This window comes from Lysinibacillus irui (assembly GCF_028877475.1).
In the GTDB taxonomy this organism is placed as follows: domain Bacteria; phylum Bacillota; class Bacilli; order Bacillales_A; family Planococcaceae; genus Lysinibacillus; species Lysinibacillus irui.
The window spans coordinates 3,008,306-3,028,280 of record NZ_CP113527.1 but is presented as its reverse complement, the minus strand read 5'-3'; the positions used below and the strand labels follow the sequence as shown (position 1 = coordinate 3,028,280).

The 19,975-nt window shown below is 38.0% G+C and carries 17 protein-coding genes, 1 riboswitch and 1 other annotated feature; of the genes, 14 read left to right on the top strand and 3 right to left on the bottom strand.

Annotated elements, in window-relative coordinates; translation table 11 throughout:
* Positions 1 to 86: 86 nt before the first annotated feature.
* A complete protein-coding gene (locus OU989_RS15320) occupies positions 87 to 1,523 on the top strand; it encodes a DHA2 family efflux MFS transporter permease subunit (RefSeq protein ID WP_274793876.1) in 1,437 nt (478 codons plus the stop codon).
* A gap of 84 nt (positions 1,524 to 1,607) precedes the next feature.
* Here the strand turns inward: OU989_RS15320 and OU989_RS15315 are convergent, their stop codons facing one another.
* The 3 genes from OU989_RS15315 to hisA all read right to left on the bottom strand — a co-directional run bounded on the left by OU989_RS15315 (position 1,608) and on the right by hisA (position 3,602).
* Complete coding sequence (locus OU989_RS15315; protein ID WP_274793875.1) at positions 1,608 to 2,336, bottom strand: GTP pyrophosphokinase; 729 nt, start codon at positions 2,334 to 2,336, stop codon at positions 1,608 to 1,610.
* Between the two features lie 214 nt (positions 2,337 to 2,550).
* A complete protein-coding gene (locus tag OU989_RS15310; RefSeq protein WP_274793874.1) occupies positions 2,551 to 2,838 on the bottom strand; it encodes a hypothetical protein in 288 nt (95 codons plus the stop codon).
* Positions 2,835 to 3,602, bottom strand: coding sequence for a phosphoribosylformimino-5-aminoimidazole carboxamide ribotide isomerase (hisA, locus tag OU989_RS15305; RefSeq protein ID WP_274793873.1), 768 nt, complete (start codon positions 3,600 to 3,602; stop codon positions 2,835 to 2,837). The genes OU989_RS15310 and hisA overlap by 4 nt, the downstream gene beginning before the upstream one ends.
* 190 nt (positions 3,603 to 3,792) lie before the next feature.
* Between hisA and recD2 the strand changes: the two genes are divergently transcribed.
* The 13 genes from recD2 (at position 3,793) to udk (ending at position 19,865) form a co-directional block, all read left to right on the top strand.
* Positions 3,793 to 6,222, top strand: coding sequence for an SF1B family DNA helicase RecD2 (recD2, locus tag OU989_RS15300; RefSeq protein ID WP_274793872.1), 2,430 nt, complete (start codon positions 3,793 to 3,795; stop codon positions 6,220 to 6,222).
* A 151-nt stretch (positions 6,223 to 6,373) separates the two neighbouring features.
* Positions 6,374 to 7,807 carry a 4-hydroxyphenylacetate 3-monooxygenase, oxygenase component gene (gene hpaB, locus OU989_RS15295; protein ID WP_274793871.1) on the top strand — a complete coding sequence of 478 codons (1,434 nt, stop codon included), beginning with the start codon at positions 6,374 to 6,376 and terminating at the stop codon, positions 7,805 to 7,807.
* 56 nt (positions 7,808 to 7,863) lie between these two features.
* A riboswitch (M-box (ykoK) riboswitch) is annotated at positions 7,864 to 8,029 on the top strand.
* Positions 8,030 to 8,276: 247 nt separating this feature from the next.
* Positions 8,277 to 9,242 carry a magnesium transporter CorA family protein gene (locus OU989_RS15290; protein WP_274793870.1) on the top strand — a complete coding sequence of 322 codons (966 nt, stop codon included), beginning with the start codon at positions 8,277 to 8,279 and terminating at the stop codon, positions 9,240 to 9,242.
* Positions 9,243 to 9,310: 68 nt separating this feature from the next.
* Positions 9,311 to 9,526: a binding site (T-box leader), on the top strand.
* A gap of 115 nt (positions 9,527 to 9,641) precedes the next feature.
* Positions 9,642 to 12,302 (top strand): alanine--tRNA ligase, encoded by a 2,661-nt coding sequence (alaS, locus tag OU989_RS15285; RefSeq protein ID WP_274793869.1) that lies wholly within the window; start codon positions 9,642 to 9,644, stop codon positions 12,300 to 12,302.
* Positions 12,303 to 12,390: 88 nt separating this feature from the next.
* Positions 12,391 to 12,657 (top strand): IreB family regulatory phosphoprotein, encoded by a 267-nt coding sequence (locus tag OU989_RS15280; RefSeq protein WP_004226839.1) that lies wholly within the window; start codon positions 12,391 to 12,393, stop codon positions 12,655 to 12,657.
* A 2-nt stretch (positions 12,658 to 12,659) separates the two neighbouring features.
* Entirely contained in the window at positions 12,660 to 13,076 is a 417-nt protein-coding gene (gene ruvX / locus OU989_RS15275; RefSeq protein WP_274793868.1) for a Holliday junction resolvase RuvX, read from the top strand.
* An 18-nt stretch (positions 13,077 to 13,094) separates the two neighbouring features.
* Positions 13,095 to 13,403: a DUF1292 domain-containing protein gene (locus tag OU989_RS15270; protein WP_274793867.1), complete on the top strand. Its 309-nt coding sequence runs from the start codon at positions 13,095 to 13,097 to the stop codon at positions 13,401 to 13,403.
* Positions 13,404 to 14,270: 867 nt separating this feature from the next.
* Positions 14,271 to 14,801: a DUF1292 domain-containing protein gene (locus tag OU989_RS15265; protein ID WP_274793866.1), complete on the top strand. Its 531-nt coding sequence runs from the start codon at positions 14,271 to 14,273 to the stop codon at positions 14,799 to 14,801.
* Between the two features lie 148 nt (positions 14,802 to 14,949).
* On the top strand, positions 14,950 to 16,077 hold the full coding sequence (gene mltG / locus OU989_RS15260; RefSeq protein WP_274793865.1) for an endolytic transglycosylase MltG: 1,128 nt from the start codon (positions 14,950 to 14,952) through the stop codon (positions 16,075 to 16,077).
* A 283-nt stretch (positions 16,078 to 16,360) separates the two neighbouring features.
* Positions 16,361 to 16,993: an O-methyltransferase gene (locus tag OU989_RS15255; RefSeq protein WP_274793864.1), complete on the top strand. Its 633-nt coding sequence runs from the start codon at positions 16,361 to 16,363 to the stop codon at positions 16,991 to 16,993.
* Positions 16,994 to 16,998: 5 nt separating this feature from the next.
* On the top strand, positions 16,999 to 17,931 hold the full coding sequence (locus OU989_RS15250) for a peptidase U32 family protein (RefSeq protein ID WP_274793863.1): 933 nt from the start codon (positions 16,999 to 17,001) through the stop codon (positions 17,929 to 17,931).
* Between the two features lie 15 nt (positions 17,932 to 17,946).
* Positions 17,947 to 19,227, top strand: a complete 1,281-nt coding sequence (locus tag OU989_RS15245) for a peptidase U32 family protein (RefSeq protein ID WP_274793862.1) — start codon at positions 17,947 to 17,949, stop codon at positions 19,225 to 19,227.
* Positions 19,227 to 19,865 carry a uridine kinase gene (gene udk, locus OU989_RS15240; RefSeq protein WP_274793861.1) on the top strand — a complete coding sequence of 213 codons (639 nt, stop codon included), beginning with the start codon at positions 19,227 to 19,229 and terminating at the stop codon, positions 19,863 to 19,865. The genes OU989_RS15245 and udk overlap by 1 nt, the downstream gene beginning before the upstream one ends.
* The last annotated feature ends 110 nt before the right edge of the window (positions 19,866 to 19,975 follow it).

The following is a 19,975-nucleotide window of genomic DNA, read 5'->3' as shown; positions in this document are numbered from 1 at the left end:
CTATTACATAAAAATAATCCCTTCCTCTTTTCTTTTCAGTTCAAACTTGGTAATGTATGTCATGCAGGAAAGGAAAAGGTGACAAAATGAATAAAGTATTTACTGCACTATTACTTGTAACAGCACTTGCTGCCATTGAAGGTACCATTGTTAGTACAGCCATTCCAAGTATTACCGCTGATTTATTAGGAGTTGACTTAATAAGCTGGATATATTCCGCTTATTTACTGGCTTCTGCAATTGCCGCCATTATCTTTGGAAAGCTAGCCGATTTATTTGGTCGCAAACGGATGATTATTATCGGAATCATTATTTTTTTAACGGGTTCCATGCTATGTGGCTTAGCACAATCGATGGAGCAATTAATTGTGTTTCGTGCGATCCAAGGGATTGGTGCAGGTTCCATTTTACCAATCACATTAACGATGGTTGGAGAGCTGTTTAAATCTGAGAAAGAACGTGCCAAAGGACAAAGCTATTTAAGTATGGTATGGGGCGTGTCTGGCGTGGTTGGTCCTTTATTTGGTGGCTTTATCGTTGACCAAGTGTCATGGCATTTTATCTTTTTCATTAACATCCCATTCGGCTTAGCTTCTATTTATTTAATAGCTAAACATTATAAGGAACAGCTTGAGGCCGTAAAGCGTAAAATTGATTACCTCGGTGCTATGTTATTTACTATTGGTATGGTGGCGTTGTTATTTGTCATAATTGAAAACAGCAAAACGCAGGCTTGGTTATCAAGTCAATCAATTCTTATGTATGGAATCGCAGCTATATTCTTAGGTGTTTTTATTTGGGTAGAGCTACGAGCTGAAGAACCCATTATTCCATTAACACTGTTTAAAAATGGTCGACTCATGGTCATTAATGCCTTAACATTAAGCGCAATGTCTATTGTCATTGGTGTAACAGTTTATATACCGATATTTGCACAAAGTGTTCTTGGAAAAAATGCAACACAAGCAGGCTTAATATTAACACCGATGTCAGTTTTCTGGACGGTGAATTCCATTTTGGCTGGTTATTTAATTGGACGTTTAACGAATAAGCGCATTATTCAAATGGGAACGATTTTGCTTGTTATAGGTACACTATTGCTTGCAAGATTATCTGAAGGCTCCAGTGATTTCAGTGCCTATTTTGGTTCCTCCTTAATTGGATTGGGTATGGGCTTTATTATGCCGATGTTAATGATTTCAATCCAAAAGGTTGCCAATCCAAAGCAACTTGGTATATCTATAGGCTTGAACTCATTTACCAATACATTTAGTCAAGCAATGGGCGCAGCTCTATTTGGGATGATTTTTAACCTTGCAACGAGTGAAAAAATGGCTTCATTGGCCAAAGGTGAAATTCAATTAAATGGGGAATTTGCAAAAGGTGGCTTTAGTCTAGAAGAAATTAGCTTTTTAAAGGAAACTATTGCAAATGGTGTAAGCTATGTATATATAGCTACCCTTATTTTTGCAGTTTGTACCCTGATTTTCTCTTTCTTTGTAGCAACAAAGTCCAAAGCATAGTTTAATTGGAAAATCCACTTGACCTTCTGCGGGAAGGAACATGATTTATTTTTCTCGCAGAACACCAAGTGGATTTTTATCATCTTATTCTTTATTTTTGCTAGGAAATTCTGCTAAATAGTTAGCTAAATGAGAGATAGGGGTACTATCTAACAATGAAGGCTCAGTCTCATTTTCTTTTAAAATATTGATTTCTTTATTTAGTCGTTCCATTTTTCGATCTAACTCAGCTGCTTGTAGGGCGGCTTCTTTTAATTCAATTCGTATATGCTCGGGTACTTCTTTGTTATATTTATAATAAATTTTATGTTCCAAGCTTGCCCAGAAATCCATTGCTATTGTACGAATTTGGATTTCTGTATAAACCTTTTCCATATGGTCTGACATAAAGATCGGGATTTTAATAATGAGATGTAAGCTTTGGTAACCATTTTCTTTTGGATGGGCAATATAATCTTTTACCTCTACAACCTCTATGTCATGCTGCGCCTGTAACATGGCGCTTACCTTGTAAATATCCTCTACAAAAGAACAGGTGATCCGAGCCCCTGCTATATCACGGATGTTTTCACGAACGGCTTCCATTGAAGGAGGAAGCTCTTTTTTCATCATCTTCGCTAAAATACTTTTTGGTGTTTTTACACGTGTCGATATATGCTCAATTGGATTATATTCGTGTATTAACTTAAATTCTTCTTGTAAGATATTAATTTTCGTCTCCACTTCTTGTAGGGCAAATTTATAGGCTAAAAAGAAGCGTGTGAGTTCAGTTTGAAATGACTTTAAAGAGTTTACTTCAAATTCGGTTTTCATACCTCATAAATCCTTTCTCTTAGTAAAATACTTATTATTTGTGCGATGGTTCGTTTATGTAGCTTTTAATGTAGTAGGCGATGATACTCCAATACGCTTATATGCTATACAATATAGAACTCCCATTACAAATAAAAGGTTTCAGAAAGACAAGAATGGATTAATAGGATGAGAAGTGGGGATTAAACAAAGGGGAATGAGTTGCCCCTTTATTTTAACTAATTATTTCAGCATTTAAGTTATAACGCTTATTAAACTCATCTACAAAAACTTGTAAATCTATATAGGTTCCAATATAAGGTTCGGTCTCTTGATCACGTAAGAAGCCACATGTAGCCTTTAATGATTTTGAAAACTCTAGTAACATTTGCTCGTTATCCAGTTGTACGTGAATCGCAAGAGAATCGTCTTTTTTATTAACCTTGAAATATTTTCCGTCAATGATACGTTCTAAATTCGTTTCTTGAAAAGGGAAAACAAAATCCTTATAAATTAGCTTCACAAAATCCCGTCCTTTTTACAATATTTCACTACATCTGTATATGGTAAATCTCCGCCAAAAAGAGAGAGGGCACTTCCGATGGTCACATGCAGTTTTCCGTTGGCTAATAGGTTAAATTTTTCTAAGTCTTCAACTGAACGAACACCGCCAGCGTAAGTGGTTGGGATGGAAGTCCAAGCAGCTAAATCCCGTACCAAACTTTCTTGCATTCCGCCTTTTTTCCCTTCCACATCAACAGCGTGAATTAAAAGTTCATCACAAAACTGCTCAATATAGGCTATGGACGTTGCATTGACTTCGAAATGACTAAATCTGGTCCATTTATCTGTTACGACAAACCACTTTCCATCACGCATCTTACAACTGAGGTCAATGACGAGACGTTCTTTACCAATTAATTGGTTTAAATGTTTTAAACGTACTAAATCTAGCTGACCATCATGAAAAATATAGGATGTGACAATGACATGTGAAGCCCCTGCATCTATAAATTTTTGTGCATTTTCAGCTGTAATGCCACCACCAATTTGTAAGCCTTGGGGGTAGGCAGCTAAAGCAGCTAAAGCGGCTTCTTCATTTCCTGAACCAAGCATGATGACGTGACCACCCGTCAACTGATCTTTTGCAAACAGTTGAGCAAAGTAGCTAGCATCATGATTAGAAATATAATTTTCTACGACGGCTTGATCCGTATACCCTAGAGTGCTCCCGACAATTTGTTTTACTTTGCCTTCATGTAAATCGATGCAAGGTCTAAATTCCAATGACTTCACAATCCTTCCGTGCTACTAATTCATATTCATCATAGCATGGAACGATAGTAAAAGGCGGAGAATTGTCATTTGTCAAAATAATGTAAAAATAAAGAGAGGAAAACATTTTTCTCTACGATATTTTTCCTAGGCTATGGTAAAATAAAAAGATTGAAAACAATTAAGAAAGGACGATCCGAACATGACAGATCATTTAGATTTATTCGAGCTCAATAAATTTTTTATACTCGGACGTCCAATCGTCTCCATTTTTCATAATGCACAAAATATGTATTCGATTGTACGTGTGAAAATTCAAGAGACAAACTTACAATATGAAGATAAAGAGATTATCGTTGTTGGTTATTTTCCACCGCTACAAATGGATGAGCAATATCGTTTTACAGGGATTTTAAAGCAACATCCTAAATATGGAGCTCAATTTCAAATTGAGACTTTTACAAAAGAGGTACCTGCAACCGAACAAGGCATTATACATTACTTATCCAGTGATTTATTCGTAGGAATTGGGAAAAAAACGGCTGAAACGATTGTTGAAAAATTAGGAGCTAATGCACTCCGTGTTATTTTGGAAGATCCTAGCGCGCTCGATGCTGTACCACGGCTATCTACTGAAAAAAAAGAAGTGATTCATCGCACCATTGAGCAAAACTTAGGCTTAGAACGAGTGATGATTCAGTTAAATGAGTGGGGCTTTGGACCACAGCTCGGGATGAAAATTTATCAAACCTATCGAACTGAAACAATTGAATTATTAACAGAAAATCCATACCGTTTGATTGAAGATGTTGAGGGGGTTGGTTTCTTTCGAGCTGACGAATTAGGTGCGAAATTAGGCATTACTGGCAAACATCCTGATCGTGTCAAAGCAGCGATTTTCCATGTTTTAAATACGGCTGCATTATCGGATGGACATGTATATCTTGATGCTGAAGATGTTTTGCCCCTCGTTAAGGATATGCTTGAACAAAGCCAACGACAGGAGATCCCATTTGAAGACATTTCTAAAGCGTGTATCGAACTGCGTGAAGAGGGAAAAATTTGTGGTGAAGAAACTCGGTTATATTTACCATCACTTTATTTTTCTGAGGTAGGCATTGCATCGAAAATTGTTTCGCTCATTGAACGAAATAATAAGGCGGAGCATTTTAGTAAAGATGAAATTCGTAAAGCTATTGGTGAAACAGAGGAGTTACTTAATGTTACCTATGCCGAAACACAGGCCAATGCTATTGAGCAAGCCTTAAATTCAGCGGTCATGATTTTAACGGGCGGCCCTGGGACTGGGAAAACGACTGTTGTCCGTGGAGTCGTTGAAGTATATGCAAAGCTGCATGGCTTATCATTAAACCCAAAAGAATATGCGCAAAAAGAGGAGCCTTTTCCAATCATTCTTTGTGCACCAACTGGACGTGCTGCTAAACGATTAGCTGAATCGACTGAACTTCCTGCAATGACTATTCATCGACTACTTGGCTTTACAGGGCAAGAAAAAGAAGAAGAGACAGAGCGTGAGGTGACTGGCAAGCTGATTATTGTGGACGAAATGTCCATGGTGGATACATGGCTTGCTCATCAGTTATTAAAAGCATTACATGAAGATGTTCAGGTTGTCTTTGTTGGTGACCAGGATCAGCTTCCACCCGTAGGTCCAGGACAGGTGTTAAAGGATTTATTAGCATCCAAGCAATTGCCGACGGTTGAATTAACTGATGTCTACAGGCAAGCTGAAGGTTCTACGATTATTGAACTTGCCCATCAAATAAAAAAAGGAACCATTCCCAATGATCTTACAGCCAAAACATCAGATCGTTCATTTATTAAGGCTTCAGCTGATCAGGTTGCGAATGTCGTTACGCAAGTTGTAAAAAGTGCGGTGGCAAAAGGTCAAGAAATTCGTAATATTCAAGTGCTAGCCCCCATGTATAAAGGACCTGCTGGCATTGATAATTTAAACAAAATGATACAAGAGCTCATCAATCCAAATGATACGGGTACTCGAAAAGAGCTTGTCTTCGGCGATGTCACCTATAGGATAAAGGATAAAGTCCTGCAGCTAGTCAATCAACCTGAAAGTAATGTTTTTAATGGTGATATGGGGGAAGTCATAAGTATTATTAAGGCGAAGGAAACAATAGAAAAGCAAGATTTACTAGTCGTTTCCTTTGATGGTATTGAAGTAACCTATCAACGTAGTGATTTAAATCAATTGACATTAGCCTATTGTTGTTCAATCCATAAATCACAAGGCTCTGAGTTTCAAACCGTTATTATGCCTGTTGTCAGAGGATATTCAAAAATGTTGCGTCGTAACCTTTTATACACAGGCATTACACGTGCAAAAAATTTCTTGATACTTTGTGGCGAACCTGATGTGCTGGCAGATGGCTTACAGCGTACGGACGATCTACAGCGATTCACTTCCTTACGAGCTAGACTCAACCCAATGGATCTGAATGATGAGATTATTGAAGTCGATGCAGTCTCAGTGGAAGAAGAAGAGAGTAAAGAGCTATCCAATGAACAAAAGCTAACGGCAGAAACAGCACCTTATATTCATCCGATGATTGGTATGGAGGATATCTCTCCGTATGATTTTTTGGATGACTAAAGTAGTTACCTCGATCAATAAGAACATGTACCCGATTAGACTGACAGTATCTAATCGGGTTTTTTCTACTTAGCTGTGTCGTCACCTAATTTTTGAACATTTCATATACTAGATAAGTACAAAAACATAGGAAATGTATAGGGGTGACAGTATGGCAATAATGACAGGGCAGCAGTATATTGAGCGCATTGATGCTTTGAAAACGTATATTTCGATTGATGGAGAAGTTGTGACAGGAAAGGTGTCAGAACATCCTGCCTTTAAAGGGGTTATGCAAAGTCAAGCGAAACTTTTTGATCTACAACATCAAAGGGCACTTCTTGAAAAAATGACATACGAATCGCCAACTAGTAAAGAGAGAGTCGGCATGTCATTTCTTCAGGTTTTGACCCCAGAAGATCTTGTGAAAAGACGCCAAGCTGCAAGGGAATGGGCCTTAGCATCTAACGGTTTTTTAGGAAGAAGTCCTGATTATATGAATACGACGTTAATGGCCCTAGCTTCTGCATCAGATTTTTTAAAAGATAAACCAAACTGTTTTCCTGAGCATTTACTAAAGTTTTATGAGTATGCTCGTGAAAATGATATAACGATGACACATACCTTTATCGAACCACAAGTGAATCGTCAGCGCTACTACCATGAAAATGAAGATATTACGATTGCGGCAAAAATTACCGAGAAGACAAGTGAAGGTTTAGTCATTAAAGGGGCAAGATTATTAGCAACACAGGGTGGTATAACAGATGAATTGCTCGTTTTATCTACAAATGGCTATGATGAAGGAAAAGGTTTCGGCTTTTCTATACCGAGTAATACGAAGGGCTTAAAGTTTTTATGTCGACAATCTTTTGTAGGCGGACATTCTACTTTTGATCACCCTTTGAGTGCTCGTTTTGAAGAAATGGATGCGATCGTTGTATTTGATGATGTAGTTGTCCCATGGGATCGTGTTTTTTACTATGAAAATGTCGACGTTGCTAATCAATTTATGAATGTGAGTGGATTCCAGGCCTATGGCTTGCATCAAGTACTGTCTCGTCAAATTGCCAAGACGGAGTTTATCCTAGGGGTCATACAATCAATTGTGGATACAATTAATATTGGAGAATACCAACATGTACATCAAAAAGTGGTGGATGTCATTGTGGCTTTAGAAACGATGAAAGCATTACAATTAAAATCAGAAATAGAGGCACAGAGAGATTTGTTTGGCTTTATACGACCTGACCTATCCACGCTACAGGTCGCGATTCAAATTTTCCCGAAAGTGTATCCAACCTTCACAGATATTGTCCAGCTACTTGGGGCAAGCGGTTTAATGTCTATACCAAGTGCAAAAGCATTTGCAACAGATGACGGTGATCTTGATCACTACTTACAATCAATCCGAGATACAGGCGAAGAGCGAGTAAAAAAGTTCCGTTTGGCTTGGGATTTAACGATGAGTAGTTTTGGCACAAGACAAACACTTTATGAACGCTTTTTCTTTGGTGACCCTGTACGTTTAACTAGCCTGCTCTATCAGTCTTATCATCGGGAGTATTTCGTTCAGAGAGTGGAAGATTTCTTGAAGAGTGATTGATTAATTGTTTGACAGTTGTGATTGTATCCGCTATGATTTGTAGGAATAAAAGAATAAACTCCCTTCGTTAGGTGAGGCTCCTATGCTGGAGATACGCTACTACCCAAAAATGTCGAGAGACGCCAATGGGTCAACAGAAATCATCGAAATAAGGTGTTTTTTAACGTAGCTGGACATAATCCTATGCCGCATAGTGCTAAAACTCAACGTTTGAAGGTAACAAGCATGCAATGTTTTTTATTGCTATTTTTTTGATATGTGTATTCAACACGCCTTCATTCGTAGAAGGCGTGTTTTTGTTATGAAAGGAAGGTGATGAGAAATGGATAGTAGTCCTGAGCCGAATAAGTACTATTTAGGTAAACAGCAACAATTAAAAAGTCGTCAATTTCTGATCACCGACGCAGACAAAAGGTAAGTTTGATTACCTTTTGTTACTTTCTCATAACGAAACACGAGGTGAAGTATAATGATTAAAATTCACTATTATGAAAGCAATAGTAAGACAGTGCAACATGATTTCAATATGCTTGATATACAACTTCCTATTCCTAACGGAGATTTATTATGGGTGGATTTATATGCTTATCGATATAATGAATTAAATAATATAGCAGATGTCTTTGGCTTTCATCCACTAGCAGTGGAAGATTGCTTACATGAAGGATCACGTCCTAAAATGGATAACTATGGTGATTATAAATTTTTTGTTTTCCATGCGCCTATCTACAATGAAAAAAGTAACAATGAAATTACAACTGTTGAGTTAAATATTTTTATGGGGCCAAATTATGTAGTCACTGTTCATAAACAGAAATTACAATGGCTTGGTCATATGGAAAAGGTTTGCTTCAATAGTTCAACGTATATGGAAAAAGGCACTGATTTTTTACTGCATACGATTATTGATGGAATTACAGATGAGTATTTTCCGGTATTAGAGCGCATCCGAGCACGCATTGATGAACTGGAAGAGGAAATTTATGATTATCAACCAAAAGTCGTTACCGAGGAATTTCTTGCGCTGAAGCGGAACATTATTTTAATTCGCCAAGCTATTATGCCGCAAAGAAGAATTTTTTCAACTATGAATGGTCAATGGAAATTTGACATTCAAGAAGATAATATTCCATTCTATAAAGATTTAAATGACCATTTAGAACGTCTTGTTGATTCTACGGAGACCTATCGTGATTTAGTCAACAGTACGCTAGATACGTATTTTTCAATTATTAGTGGGAAATCTATTGAAAAACTAAACTTATTAACTGTAATCTCGACGATTATGTTACCACTTTCTGTGATTACTAGCTTTTTTGGTATGAATGTACCTTTACCTTATCAAGACTCGCCGATTACAACAATTACGATCAGTGCCTTCTTAGTGTTATTTACATGGGGCATGTGGGTCTACTTCAAAAAAATGATTGCATAGCTATCGTTTGTTATACTAGTACTAATTGACAGCACAACAAATTTTTTTTATAATTTTCGATAGAAAAAGTAAAAACGATGATGGAGACAGTACGTATTTGTATGTGAAAAGAAAGGGATTTCTAGGCTGAAAAAATCCTCACAACAGCAAATGCCGAAAGCTACTCCAGAGTGCAGCTAATCCCTGCCGTTCACTGACGTTACAAGTGCTAAAGAGGTAAGTAAGAGCGTTTACTTACAACTAGGGTGGTACCGCGAGACAAATGACAAGTCCTCGTCCCTTTTTTGGGGATGAGGGCTTTTTTTATTTTCTTCGGTAGAACCTTAAAGGTGTAATTCATGTAGATTGCAGGATTCATATCGTGATTTTACAATATAAAAAATAGGAGGAATTTATCCAATGAAAGCAGTAGATATTCGCCGAATGTATTTGGAATTTTTTAAAGAAAAGGGGCATCATCATGAGCCATCAGCACCTCTTGTGCCAATAAATGATCCATCATTACTTTGGATTAACTCTGGTGTTGCGACACTTAAACCGTATTTTGATGGTCGTGTCATTCCTGAAAATCCACGTATTACAAACGCACAAAAATCAATTCGTACAAACGATATTGAGAATGTTGGGAAAACGGCTCGTCATCATACGTTCTTTGAAATGCTTGGAAACTTCTCTATTGGTGACTACTTCAAAAAAGAGGCTATTCATTATGCATGGGAGTTTTTAACAGATAAGAAGTGGATGGGCTTTGATCCAGAATTATTATCGATTACAATTCACCCTGAAGATCAAGAAGCTTATGATGTGTGGCATCATGAAATTGGTATTCCAGAAGAACGTTTAATTCGTTTAGAAGGGAACTTCTGGGATATCGGAGAAGGTCCATCTGGTCCGAACTCAGAGATTTTTTATGATCGTGGCGTAGAATACGGCTCAGATGAAAATGACCCTGAGATGTACCCAGGTGGGGAGAATGAACGTTATCTTGAAATTTGGAACCTTGTGTTTTCTCAATTTAACCATAATCCTGATGGCACTTACACGCCACTACCAAAACAAAATATTGATACAGGTATGGGCTTAGAGCGTATTGTATCCGTTGTTCAAAATGTACCAACGAACTTTGATACAGATTTATTTATGCCAATTATTGAAAAAATCGAGGAATTTGCTAACCGTCAATATAAACGTCCGTCCGAAGTAGATTTAAATGAAATTTTCGGCTCAGAGGAAGATATTAATACACCGTTTAAAGTGATTGCAGACCATATTCGTACAGTAGCATTCGCAATTGGTGATGGAGCACTTCCTTCAAACGAAGGCCGTGGCTATGTACTTCGTCGCTTATTACGTCGTGCTGTTCGTTATGCAAAACAAATTGGTATTGAAAAACCATTTATGTTTGAATTAGTGCCAACTGTGGGTAAAATTATGGAAGACTTCTATCCAGAGGTAACGGAAAAATGTGAATTTATTCAACGCGTTATTAAAAATGAAGAACTTCGTTTCCATGAAACATTAGATGGAGGTCTTGCTATCTTTAATGAAGTAGTTGAATCACAAAAAGCAGCAGGCCATGATTATATTCCAGGTGCAGATGCTTTCCGTTTATATGATACTTATGGCTTCCCTATCGAATTAACAGAGGAATACGCAGAGGAAGTAGGCATGAAAGTTGATCATGATGGCTTCGAGGCGGCGATGGAAGAGCAACGTGAGCGCGCTCGTGCAGCACGTCAAGATGTTGATTCCATGCAAGTACAAAATGAGGTATTAGCAAACTTAACAGTTGCAAGTGAATTTGTTGGCTATGATACGTTAACAGCTAATACTGAAATTGCTGCAATGATCGTCAATGGCCAAGTTGCCAAAGTAGCTTCAGAAGGTCAAGAAGCATTAGTCATTTTAGCTAAAACACCTTTCTACGCTGAAATGGGCGGTCAAATTGCCGACAGCGGTACAATTTCAAATGATAGCTTTACTGCTGTAGTAAAAGATGTTCAAAAAGCACCAAATGGGCAACCACTTCATACTGTAGTAGTTGAATCTGGTGAAATGCATGTAGAAGATGCAGTGCAAGCAGTAGTAAATCGTGATGACCGTAATTTAATTATTAAAAACCATACAGCAACACATATTATGCAACGTGCATTAAAAGATGTGTTAGGCGACCATGTTAACCAAGCTGGTTCTTATGTAGGTCCTGACCGTTTACGTTTTGACTTCTCACACTTTGGTCAAGTCACAAAAGAAGAGTTACAACAAATCGAACGTATTGTAAATGAAAAAGTGTGGGATGATATAGAGGTCATTATTGAAGAAAAAGCTATAGATGAAGCGAAAGCAATGGGTGCAATGGCATTGTTCGGTGAAAAATATGGTGATGTTGTTCGTGTAGTTTCAATCGGGGATTATTCTATTGAGCTATGTGGTGGTATTCATGTAAAACGTTCTTCTGAAATCGGCTTCTTCAAAATTGTTTCAGAAGGTGGTATTGGTGCAGGGACTCGCCGTATTGAAGCTGTTACAGGTAAAGTTGCTTATGAAGCGGTTAAAGAAGAAGAGGCTCTTTTAAATGAAGCAGCTGCATTATTAAAAGCAAACCCTAAAGATATCGTAACGAAAGTTCAGGCATTACAAGCTGACTATAAAGAATTACAACGTGAAAATGAAGCTTTATCGCAAAAAATCGCTAATGCTCAAGCAGGAGCTATTGTTGATGCAGCACAGACAATTGGAGATGTGACGGTTCTATCTACAAAAGTAGAAGCGAAGGATAACAATCAACTGCGTCAAATGATGGATGACCTGAAAGCGAAAATGCCAAAAGCAGTTATCGTACTTGGCGCTGTTGATGGCGAAAAAGTAATGCTATGTGCAGGTGTTTCCAAAGAATTAGTTGGTGGCAATTACCATGCAGGGAATATTGTGAAAATGGTCGCAGAAGCATGTGGTGGTAAAGGTGGCGGTCGTCCAGATATGGCGATGGCAGGTGCAAAAGATGCTTCAAAACTTGATGAAGCACTACTTTCTGTGTATGATTATGTTAAATCCATTTAATTAATTCACCAAAACATGTTATAATAAAGAGAAATTGGAGATGAGCTTGTTTGCACATCTCCTTATTTCTGAAAGCGAGGTGCTGGTCATGAGTTCATTTGATCAAACGATGAAATTTAATTTTCCAGAAGAATCAATGGAACAGGAAGTCAAGCAGGTAATGTTGAAAGTACATTCTTCATTAGAGGAAAAGGGATATAATCCTATCAATCAGATTGTTGGTTACTTACTTTCTGGTGATCCGGCGTATATTCCTCGCCATCAGGATGCTCGTAATTTAATTCGCAAGCTTGAGCGTGACGAAATTCTAGAAGAGCTTGTTAAATTTTATATCAAAAAGAATAACGAGGACTAGAAATGAGAATTATGGGATTAGACGTTGGGTCAAAAACCGTAGGCGTTGCTGTAAGTGATGCACTCGGTTGGACCGCCCAAGGTATTGAAACCGTAAAAATTGATGAAGCGAATGGTGAGTTCGGCATTGAACGTATCGCCGAGCTAGTAAAGGAATACACTATAACAGAATTTGTTGTAGGTTTTCCGAAAAACATGAATAATACGGTTGGACCGCGTGGAGAGGCTTCTGAGAACTATAAAAAGCTATTAGAAGAACATTTCTCACTACCGGTCAAATTATGGGATGAACGTCTAACAACGATGGCTGCTGAACGTATGTTAATCGAGGCGGACGTGAGTCGCAAAAAGCGTAAGCAGGTCATTGATAAAATGGCAGCAGTGATGATTTTACAAGGCTACTTAGATAGCAAAAATTAATTGATGAGGTGACAATACATGGCACAAGAGCATAACCATGAAGAAGAATTACACGTTCAACACATTACAGTGATTGACGAGAACGGAAATGAGCAGCTTTGTGAAGTGATTCACGTTCATGAATCTCCAGAGTTTGGGAAATCATACGTATTTTACTCAATGGTAGGCGCAGAAGAAGATGAAGATGGTTCAGTTGAAATTTTCGTATCTTCATTCGTACCTTCTGAAAATGGTGAAGATGGTGAATTAACACCAATCGAAACTGAAGCAGAGTGGGATATGGTAGAGGACGTTTTAAACGCTTTAGAGGATGAATACGAAGACTAATCTTCTTACTTAAAGCTTGGAACAAGGATCGCAACTTGCAGTCCTTGTTCCTTTTTTATTGGGGTCTATTTTATAGGGGTGCGGAAAACCTTAAATATGTGAATCCGATTGTGTTTAGAGAGTAGAAAGGTTGTTAATGATAAATGAGATTGCTTATAAACTGGCAGGGTTCGCTTAAGAATAGAGGATAAGCGCTCATGTATTGGCAGGACTCGCTCGCAAATGAGTAGAAAGCGGTCATAAACAGGTGGTAGCCGCTCGGAAGTGAATGGTAAGCGCTCATAAACTAGTTGTAGCCGCTCGCAAGTGAGGAGAAAGTGCTCATAAACAGGTAGGAGCCGCTCGCAAGTGAGTAGAAAGCGCTCATAAACTAGTTGTAGCCGCTCGGAAGTGAAGGGTAAGTGCTCATAAACAGGCTGAAGCCGCTCGGAAGTGAAGGGTAAGCGCTCATAAACTAGTTGTAGCCGCTCGGAAGTGAAGGGTAAGCGCTCATAAACTAGTTGTAGCCGCTCGCAAGTGAGTAGAAAGCGCTCATAAACAGGCTGAAGCCTCTCGGAAGTGAAGGGTAAGTGCTCATAAACAGGCTGAAGCCTCTCGGAAGTGAAGGGTAAGTGCTCATAAACAGGCTGAAGCCGCTCGGAAGTGAAGGGTAAGCGCTCATAAACAGGTGGTAGCCGCTCGGAAGTGAGTAGAAAGCGCTCAAACATAGGCAGGCCCCGCTCGCAAGCAGAGTGAAACTGCTCAAAAGGTAATCCCCAATCCTACCTAGATATAGGATGAAAGCATTTAAAAAGTAACTAGCTTAATTAAGAAAACAAAAAATACTCAATAACATGACAATAAACTGTCATAAAAGGAGGAAATCGAATGAATGAAGAAACGCAAGAATTTATGATAATCGGAAAAGATGGGAAGGAACAACGCTGCCATGTGGTCTTTACATTTGATGCAGAAGACAAGTCCTATGTGTTATTTTCAATTTTAGATGAGAGTGGTCAAGAAATCCCAGGTGATCTTTCAGCGATGACATTTGATTATGATGACAATAGTGGTGAGATGATAAATTTACAACCTGTTGAAACAGATGCGGAGTGGGAAATGATTAATGAAGTGGTGTTAACACTTCTTGATGAGTTTGAGGAAGATGAACCACAACTTATTACGGTGACAGAGGAAGACGGGACAGATCATGTTTGTGAGGTAATTCATACGTTTTCATCTGAACAATTTGGCAAATCGTATGTTTTATATGTTCAAGCGACGGATGAACCTATTGACGAACGAGATATATTTGCTGCACAATATATTGCTGGAAACGATGGACAAATTGAAGAATTGTTGCCGATTGAGACGGATGAAGAGTGGGAATTTGTTGAGGAAGTATTAAATACTTTATAGTTTGAACGATTTCTTTAAGCTCAAAAATCTGCTAACAATGATTGTTGGCAGATTTTTTACATATGTAATTTCTCCTGAATTGTCGATTTCTGTTTGTCGTGAAAGTTGATTTCTAGTATGATAATGTTTAGTGATAGGGGGGAAACCCGTGGATAACGGTTCTAAAAAACAAGAAATGTTTTCAAAAATGCAAGAAAGAAAATCTGAGGTAAAAGTTGTGAGAAAAATCGTTGCAATTATTGCCGTTGTTTTCGTGCTAATAATAGGTGTAGTTGGATTATTTGGGTACAACTATGTAAAGGGTGCATTAAAACCACTTGATCCTAATGCAACAAAAACAATAGCAGTAGAAGTACCAATAGGTTCGAGTTTAACCTCCATTTCTACATTACTAGAGAAAAAAGGTGTCATTAAAGATGCACGTGTTTTTAAATACTATGCTAAATTTAAAAATGAATCTCAATTCCAGGCAGGAAATTATGATTTAACACAGTCAATGACATTTGATGAACTCATTGAAAGCTTGAAAACAGGGAAAGTATATCGTAAGCCAGTCTTTACGATGACTGTTCCGGAAGGCTTAACACTTGAGCAAATTGGTAAGGTAATTGAAAAGAAAACACCATACACACAAAAAGAATTTATGGATCTTGTGACAAGTGACGAATTTGTGCAACAAATGATGGCAAACTATCCTGAGCTTGTAACAGATGCTGTGTTAGCAGATAACATTCGCTATGACTTAGAGGGCTATTTATACCCAGCGACCTATTCTTACTTTGAAGAAAAACCATCTTTACAAGCAATCGTAGAAGAGATGATAGCAGCCACAAATAATGTGGTTAAGAACTATCATGATGTTTTAGCAGAAAAACAAATGTCAGTTCATCAACTATTAACGTTTGCTTCATTATTGGAGGAGGAAGCTACTGCTCAAACAGATCGAGAGACAATAGCAAGCGTCTTCTATAATCGTATTAACGAAGGAATGCCTTTACAAACAGACCCAACTGTTTTATATGCACTTGGAGATCATAAAGATCGTGTTCTATTTGAGGACTTAGAAGTCGATAATGCCTATAATACTTACAAAAATAAAGGCCTACCACCTGGACCAATAGCTGGTGCTGGTAAGACTTCGATTGAGGCTACCTTGAACCCAAGTCAAACAGATTATTTCTATTTCTTAGCAGATAAAGAGGGTGTCAACCACTTCTCGAAAACATATGATGAACATTTACAGAAAATAGCAAAATATTTACAAAAAGAAGAGTAAGCTTATGTAAAGCTTAAAAGCATATAGCAAACAGATGGATAGAAGGAAAGAAAAATAGCTTTCCTTCTATTTTCATGCTATTATAAAGTGTGATTTTTGATCAATCCGTTCATTTATGCGGGACAAATATGCGTGGTGGCAATTGTTTGCATATCTAAACAATTGCTCATTTTTGTATGGCAAAGTACCAAGACATCACGTTTGGTCTTTTTCTTTTTGTTGATAAATGATGAAGTACAGACAACAGCAAAATGCTTGTTGCTTTTTAAATGAGGGTGAAACAATGGAATTATCAGATGCATATATACAATCATTTATACAGCCACGTAATGAATTGCTTTTAGAAATGGAAGCATATGCGGAGGAGAATCATGTACCGATAATGCAACTAGCAGGGATTGATGCATTAAATCAACTGTTACGTATTCAAAATCCGTCAAAAATTTTAGAGATTGGCACGGCAATTGGTTATTCTGCTATTCGAATGGCGGAGGCCTTGCCTGACGTCCATATTGTTACAATTGAACGTGATGTAGAGCGTGTAACAAGGGCGAAAGCCTATATTGAACGTTCAACCGTATCACAACGAATTACGGTCATTGAAGGTGATGCTTTAGAGGTGGACGATGAGGCCATTCACACGACATTCGATGCTGTTTTTATCGATGCCGCAAAGGGACAATACCAACGCTTTTTTGAAAAATATGCCCCTTTAGTAAAATCAGGTGGAGTTTTGTATATCGATAATATGTACATGCATGGGTTGTCTGATTTAGATTTGAAGGATGTTCCACGTCGTAAGCGGACAATGATTCGCAATTTAAAAAACTTCACAGATTGGATCATGAAGCACCCGGATTATACAAGTGCTTTTTTACCAGTCGGTGACGGTTTATTACTATGCTTGAAGAGGTGACTACTATGAAAAAACCGGAATTGCTTGTGACACCACAATCAGTAGAACATTTAAAAGCACTATTAGATGCTGGAGCAGATGCTTTTGTTATTGGTGAACAACAATTTGGTCTACGTCTAGCAGGGGAGTTCTCTGTTGCTGAAGTGGAAGAAGCAACGAAGCTTATTCACGCAGCAGGTAAAAAGGTTTATGTTGCGGTCAATGCACTATTCCATAATGAGAAACTAGACGCACTTGCTGACTATTTAAAAGAAATGCAACGTATCGGAGTGGATCGTTTAATTTACGGGGATCCAGCGGTATTAATTATTCGTCGTGAGCAGGGCGTTACAATTCCATTACATTGGAACCCAGAGACAACTGCTACAAACTGGTTTACAGCGAACTATTGGGGAAAACGTGGTGCAACTCGTGCCGTGTTAGCACGTGAGCTTTCTCTTGATGAAGTATTAGAAATTAAAGAAAATGCCGAGGTGGAAATTGAGGTACAAGTACATGGTATGACTTGTATGTTCCAATCTAAACGTCCTTTACTTGGTCATTATTTCTTATACCAAGATAAAGTAATGGCTATTGAAAATCGTCAAGAAAATCGCAATATGTTCCTACATGATGATGAGCGAAATAATAAATATCCAATTTACGAAGATGTGAATGGAACACATATTTTCAGTCCAAATGATATGTGTATTATTGATGAGCTGGGCGAATTATTTGAAGGTGGCATTGATGCTCTGAAAATTGAAGGTGTTCTACAAACGGCTGACTATGTCGTAACGGTAACAGAAGCCTATCGTCAAGCTATTGATGCGTATTTTGATGAATCCGAAGAAGCGTATGAAGAGATAAAAGATACTTTATTAGCAAAAATTGAAGATATTCAACCAGCCATTAGACCATTAGATACAGGCTTTATCTTCAAGGAAACAGTTTACTAGGAGGGGGGCAATAACATGGCATTAGCGTTAGAACAAAATGACAAAATCCGTGAGATTGTCGACGGTAAACGTGTCATTACTAAAAAACCAGAGCTACTTGCCCCAGCAGGTAGCTTAGAAAAATTAAAAGTCGCTGTTCATTATGGAGCAGATGCAGTATTTATCGGTGGACGAGAGTTTGGTCTTCGTTCCAATGCAGATAACTTCTCGATTGAGGAAATGCGTGAGGGTGTGGAGTTTGCCAATAAATACGGCGCAAAAATTTATGTGACAACAAATATTTTTGCCCACAATGAAAATATGGATGGCTTAGAGCGTTACCTAAAGGATATTGAATCAGCAGGCGTAACAGGTATTATCGTCGCGGATCCGCTGATTATCGAAACATGCCGTACAGCAGCACCTAAGCTTGAAATTCACCTTTCAACACAGCAATCGCTATCTAACTGGAAGGCAGTACAGTACTGGAAAGAAGAAGGCTTACATCGTGTCGTTTTAGCACGTGAGGTAGGCGGCGAAGAAATGAAGCTAATGAAGGAAAAGGTTGATATTGAAATCGAGGCCTTTGTTCATGGTGCAATGTGTATTGCCTATTCTGGTCGCTGTGTTCTGTCCAATCATATGACTGCGCGTGATTCCAACCGTGGTGGTTGCTGCCAATCATGTCGTTGGGACTATGATTTATACGAATTAGAAGATGGTGAAGAAAAAGCACTTTTCGATGATAATCATGCACCATTTGCTATGAGCCCAAAAGATTTAAAATTAATCGAAGCAATTCCTCATATGATTGAGCTTGGCATCGACTCTTTAAAAGTTGAAGGTCGTATGAAGTCCATTCACTATGTAGCGACAGTTGTTTCAGTTTATCGTAGAGTAATTGATGCCTATTGTGCTGATCCAGATAACTTTAAAATTAAACGAGAATGGCTTGAAGAGCTAGATAAATGTGCAAATCGTGATACAGCTGAAGCATTCTTCCATGATGCACCTGGCTTCGAAGAGCAAATGTTTGGTTTGCATGGTCGTAAAACAACGTATGAATTTGCTGGTTTGATCTTAGATCATGATCCAGAGACAAAAATTGTCACAATGCAGCAACGTAATTATTTTAAACCAGGTGATGAAGTGGAGTTCTTTGGACCTGAAATCGAGAACTTCCGAATGACAATGGGAGAAATATGGGATGAGGATGGCAATAGCCTAGATGCAGCCCGTCATCCATTACAAATTGTTAAATTTAAATGTGAGACACCATTAAAGCCGCATAACATGATGCGAAAGGAGAATAACTAATGGCAGTAAAGCGTCCAGTTGTCATCGGAATCGCTGGTGGTTCATGCTCAGGGAAAACGAGTGTGACACGTGCTATTTATGATGTTTTTCGCGATCATTCAGTTGTTGTCATTGAACAAGACTTTTATTATAAAGATCAGAGTCATTTAACATTTGAAGAGCGCCTAGGAACTAACTATGACCATCCGTTAGCTTTTGATAACGATTTATTAATTGAGCACATAAAAAAACTTTTAGTGCGTCAACCAATTGAAAAACCTGTTTACGATTACGTGCAGCATACGAGAGCACAAGAAGTCATTCATGTTGAGCCAGTGGATGTTATTATACTAGAAGGTATTCTAGTGCTAGAGGATGCTGATTTACGTGATTTAATGGATATTAAGTTATTTGTGGATACAGACTCGGATTTACGAATTATTCGTCGTATCATGCGTGATATTAAAGAGCGTGGACGTACAACAGATTCAGTAATTGAGCAGTATCTATCGGCGGTTCGACCTATGCATAATTTATTTATTGAACCAACAAAACGCTATGCTGATATCATTATTCCAGAAGGTGGGGATAATGAGGTAGCAATTGATTTAATGGTCACGAAAATTAAAACTATTCTTGAAACCGACAACGTATTGTAATAAGATAGAGTGGTATTGACAATATTTTCATGCATATTTTAAAAAGGTATGCATACTATTAGGTCAAAGCGTAATTTGAAAACGTTTAAAAATAATAAAATTCGATTAAG

Bases quoted from the DNA above. Each gene is read 5' to 3' on its own strand.
- OU989_RS15320 (WP_274793876.1), top strand. From the start codon at position 87: ATGAATAAAGTATTTACTGCACTATTACTTGTAACAGCACTTGCTGCC.
- OU989_RS15315 (WP_274793875.1), bottom strand. From the start codon at position 2,336: ATGAAAACCGAATTTGAAGTAAACTCTTTAAAGTCATTTCAAACTGAA.
- recD2 (WP_274793872.1), top strand. From the start codon at position 3,793: ATGACAGATCATTTAGATTTATTCGAGCTCAATAAATTTTTTATACTC.
- hpaB (WP_274793871.1), top strand. From the start codon at position 6,374: ATGGCAATAATGACAGGGCAGCAGTATATTGAGCGCATTGATGCTTTG.
- OU989_RS15290 (WP_274793870.1), top strand. From the start codon at position 8,277: ATGATTAAAATTCACTATTATGAAAGCAATAGTAAGACAGTGCAACAT.
- alaS (WP_274793869.1), top strand. From the start codon at position 9,642: ATGAAAGCAGTAGATATTCGCCGAATGTATTTGGAATTTTTTAAAGAA.
- OU989_RS15280 (WP_004226839.1), top strand. From the start codon at position 12,391: ATGAGTTCATTTGATCAAACGATGAAATTTAATTTTCCAGAAGAATCA.
- ruvX (WP_274793868.1), top strand. From the start codon at position 12,660: ATGAGAATTATGGGATTAGACGTTGGGTCAAAAACCGTAGGCGTTGCT.
- OU989_RS15270 (WP_274793867.1), top strand. From the start codon at position 13,095: ATGGCACAAGAGCATAACCATGAAGAAGAATTACACGTTCAACACATT.
- OU989_RS15265 (WP_274793866.1), top strand. From the start codon at position 14,271: ATGAATGAAGAAACGCAAGAATTTATGATAATCGGAAAAGATGGGAAG.
- OU989_RS15255 (WP_274793864.1), top strand. From the start codon at position 16,361: ATGGAATTATCAGATGCATATATACAATCATTTATACAGCCACGTAAT.
- OU989_RS15250 (WP_274793863.1), top strand. From the start codon at position 16,999: ATGAAAAAACCGGAATTGCTTGTGACACCACAATCAGTAGAACATTTA.
- OU989_RS15245 (WP_274793862.1), top strand. From the start codon at position 17,947: ATGGCATTAGCGTTAGAACAAAATGACAAAATCCGTGAGATTGTCGAC.
- udk (WP_274793861.1), top strand. From the start codon at position 19,227: ATGGCAGTAAAGCGTCCAGTTGTCATCGGAATCGCTGGTGGTTCATGC.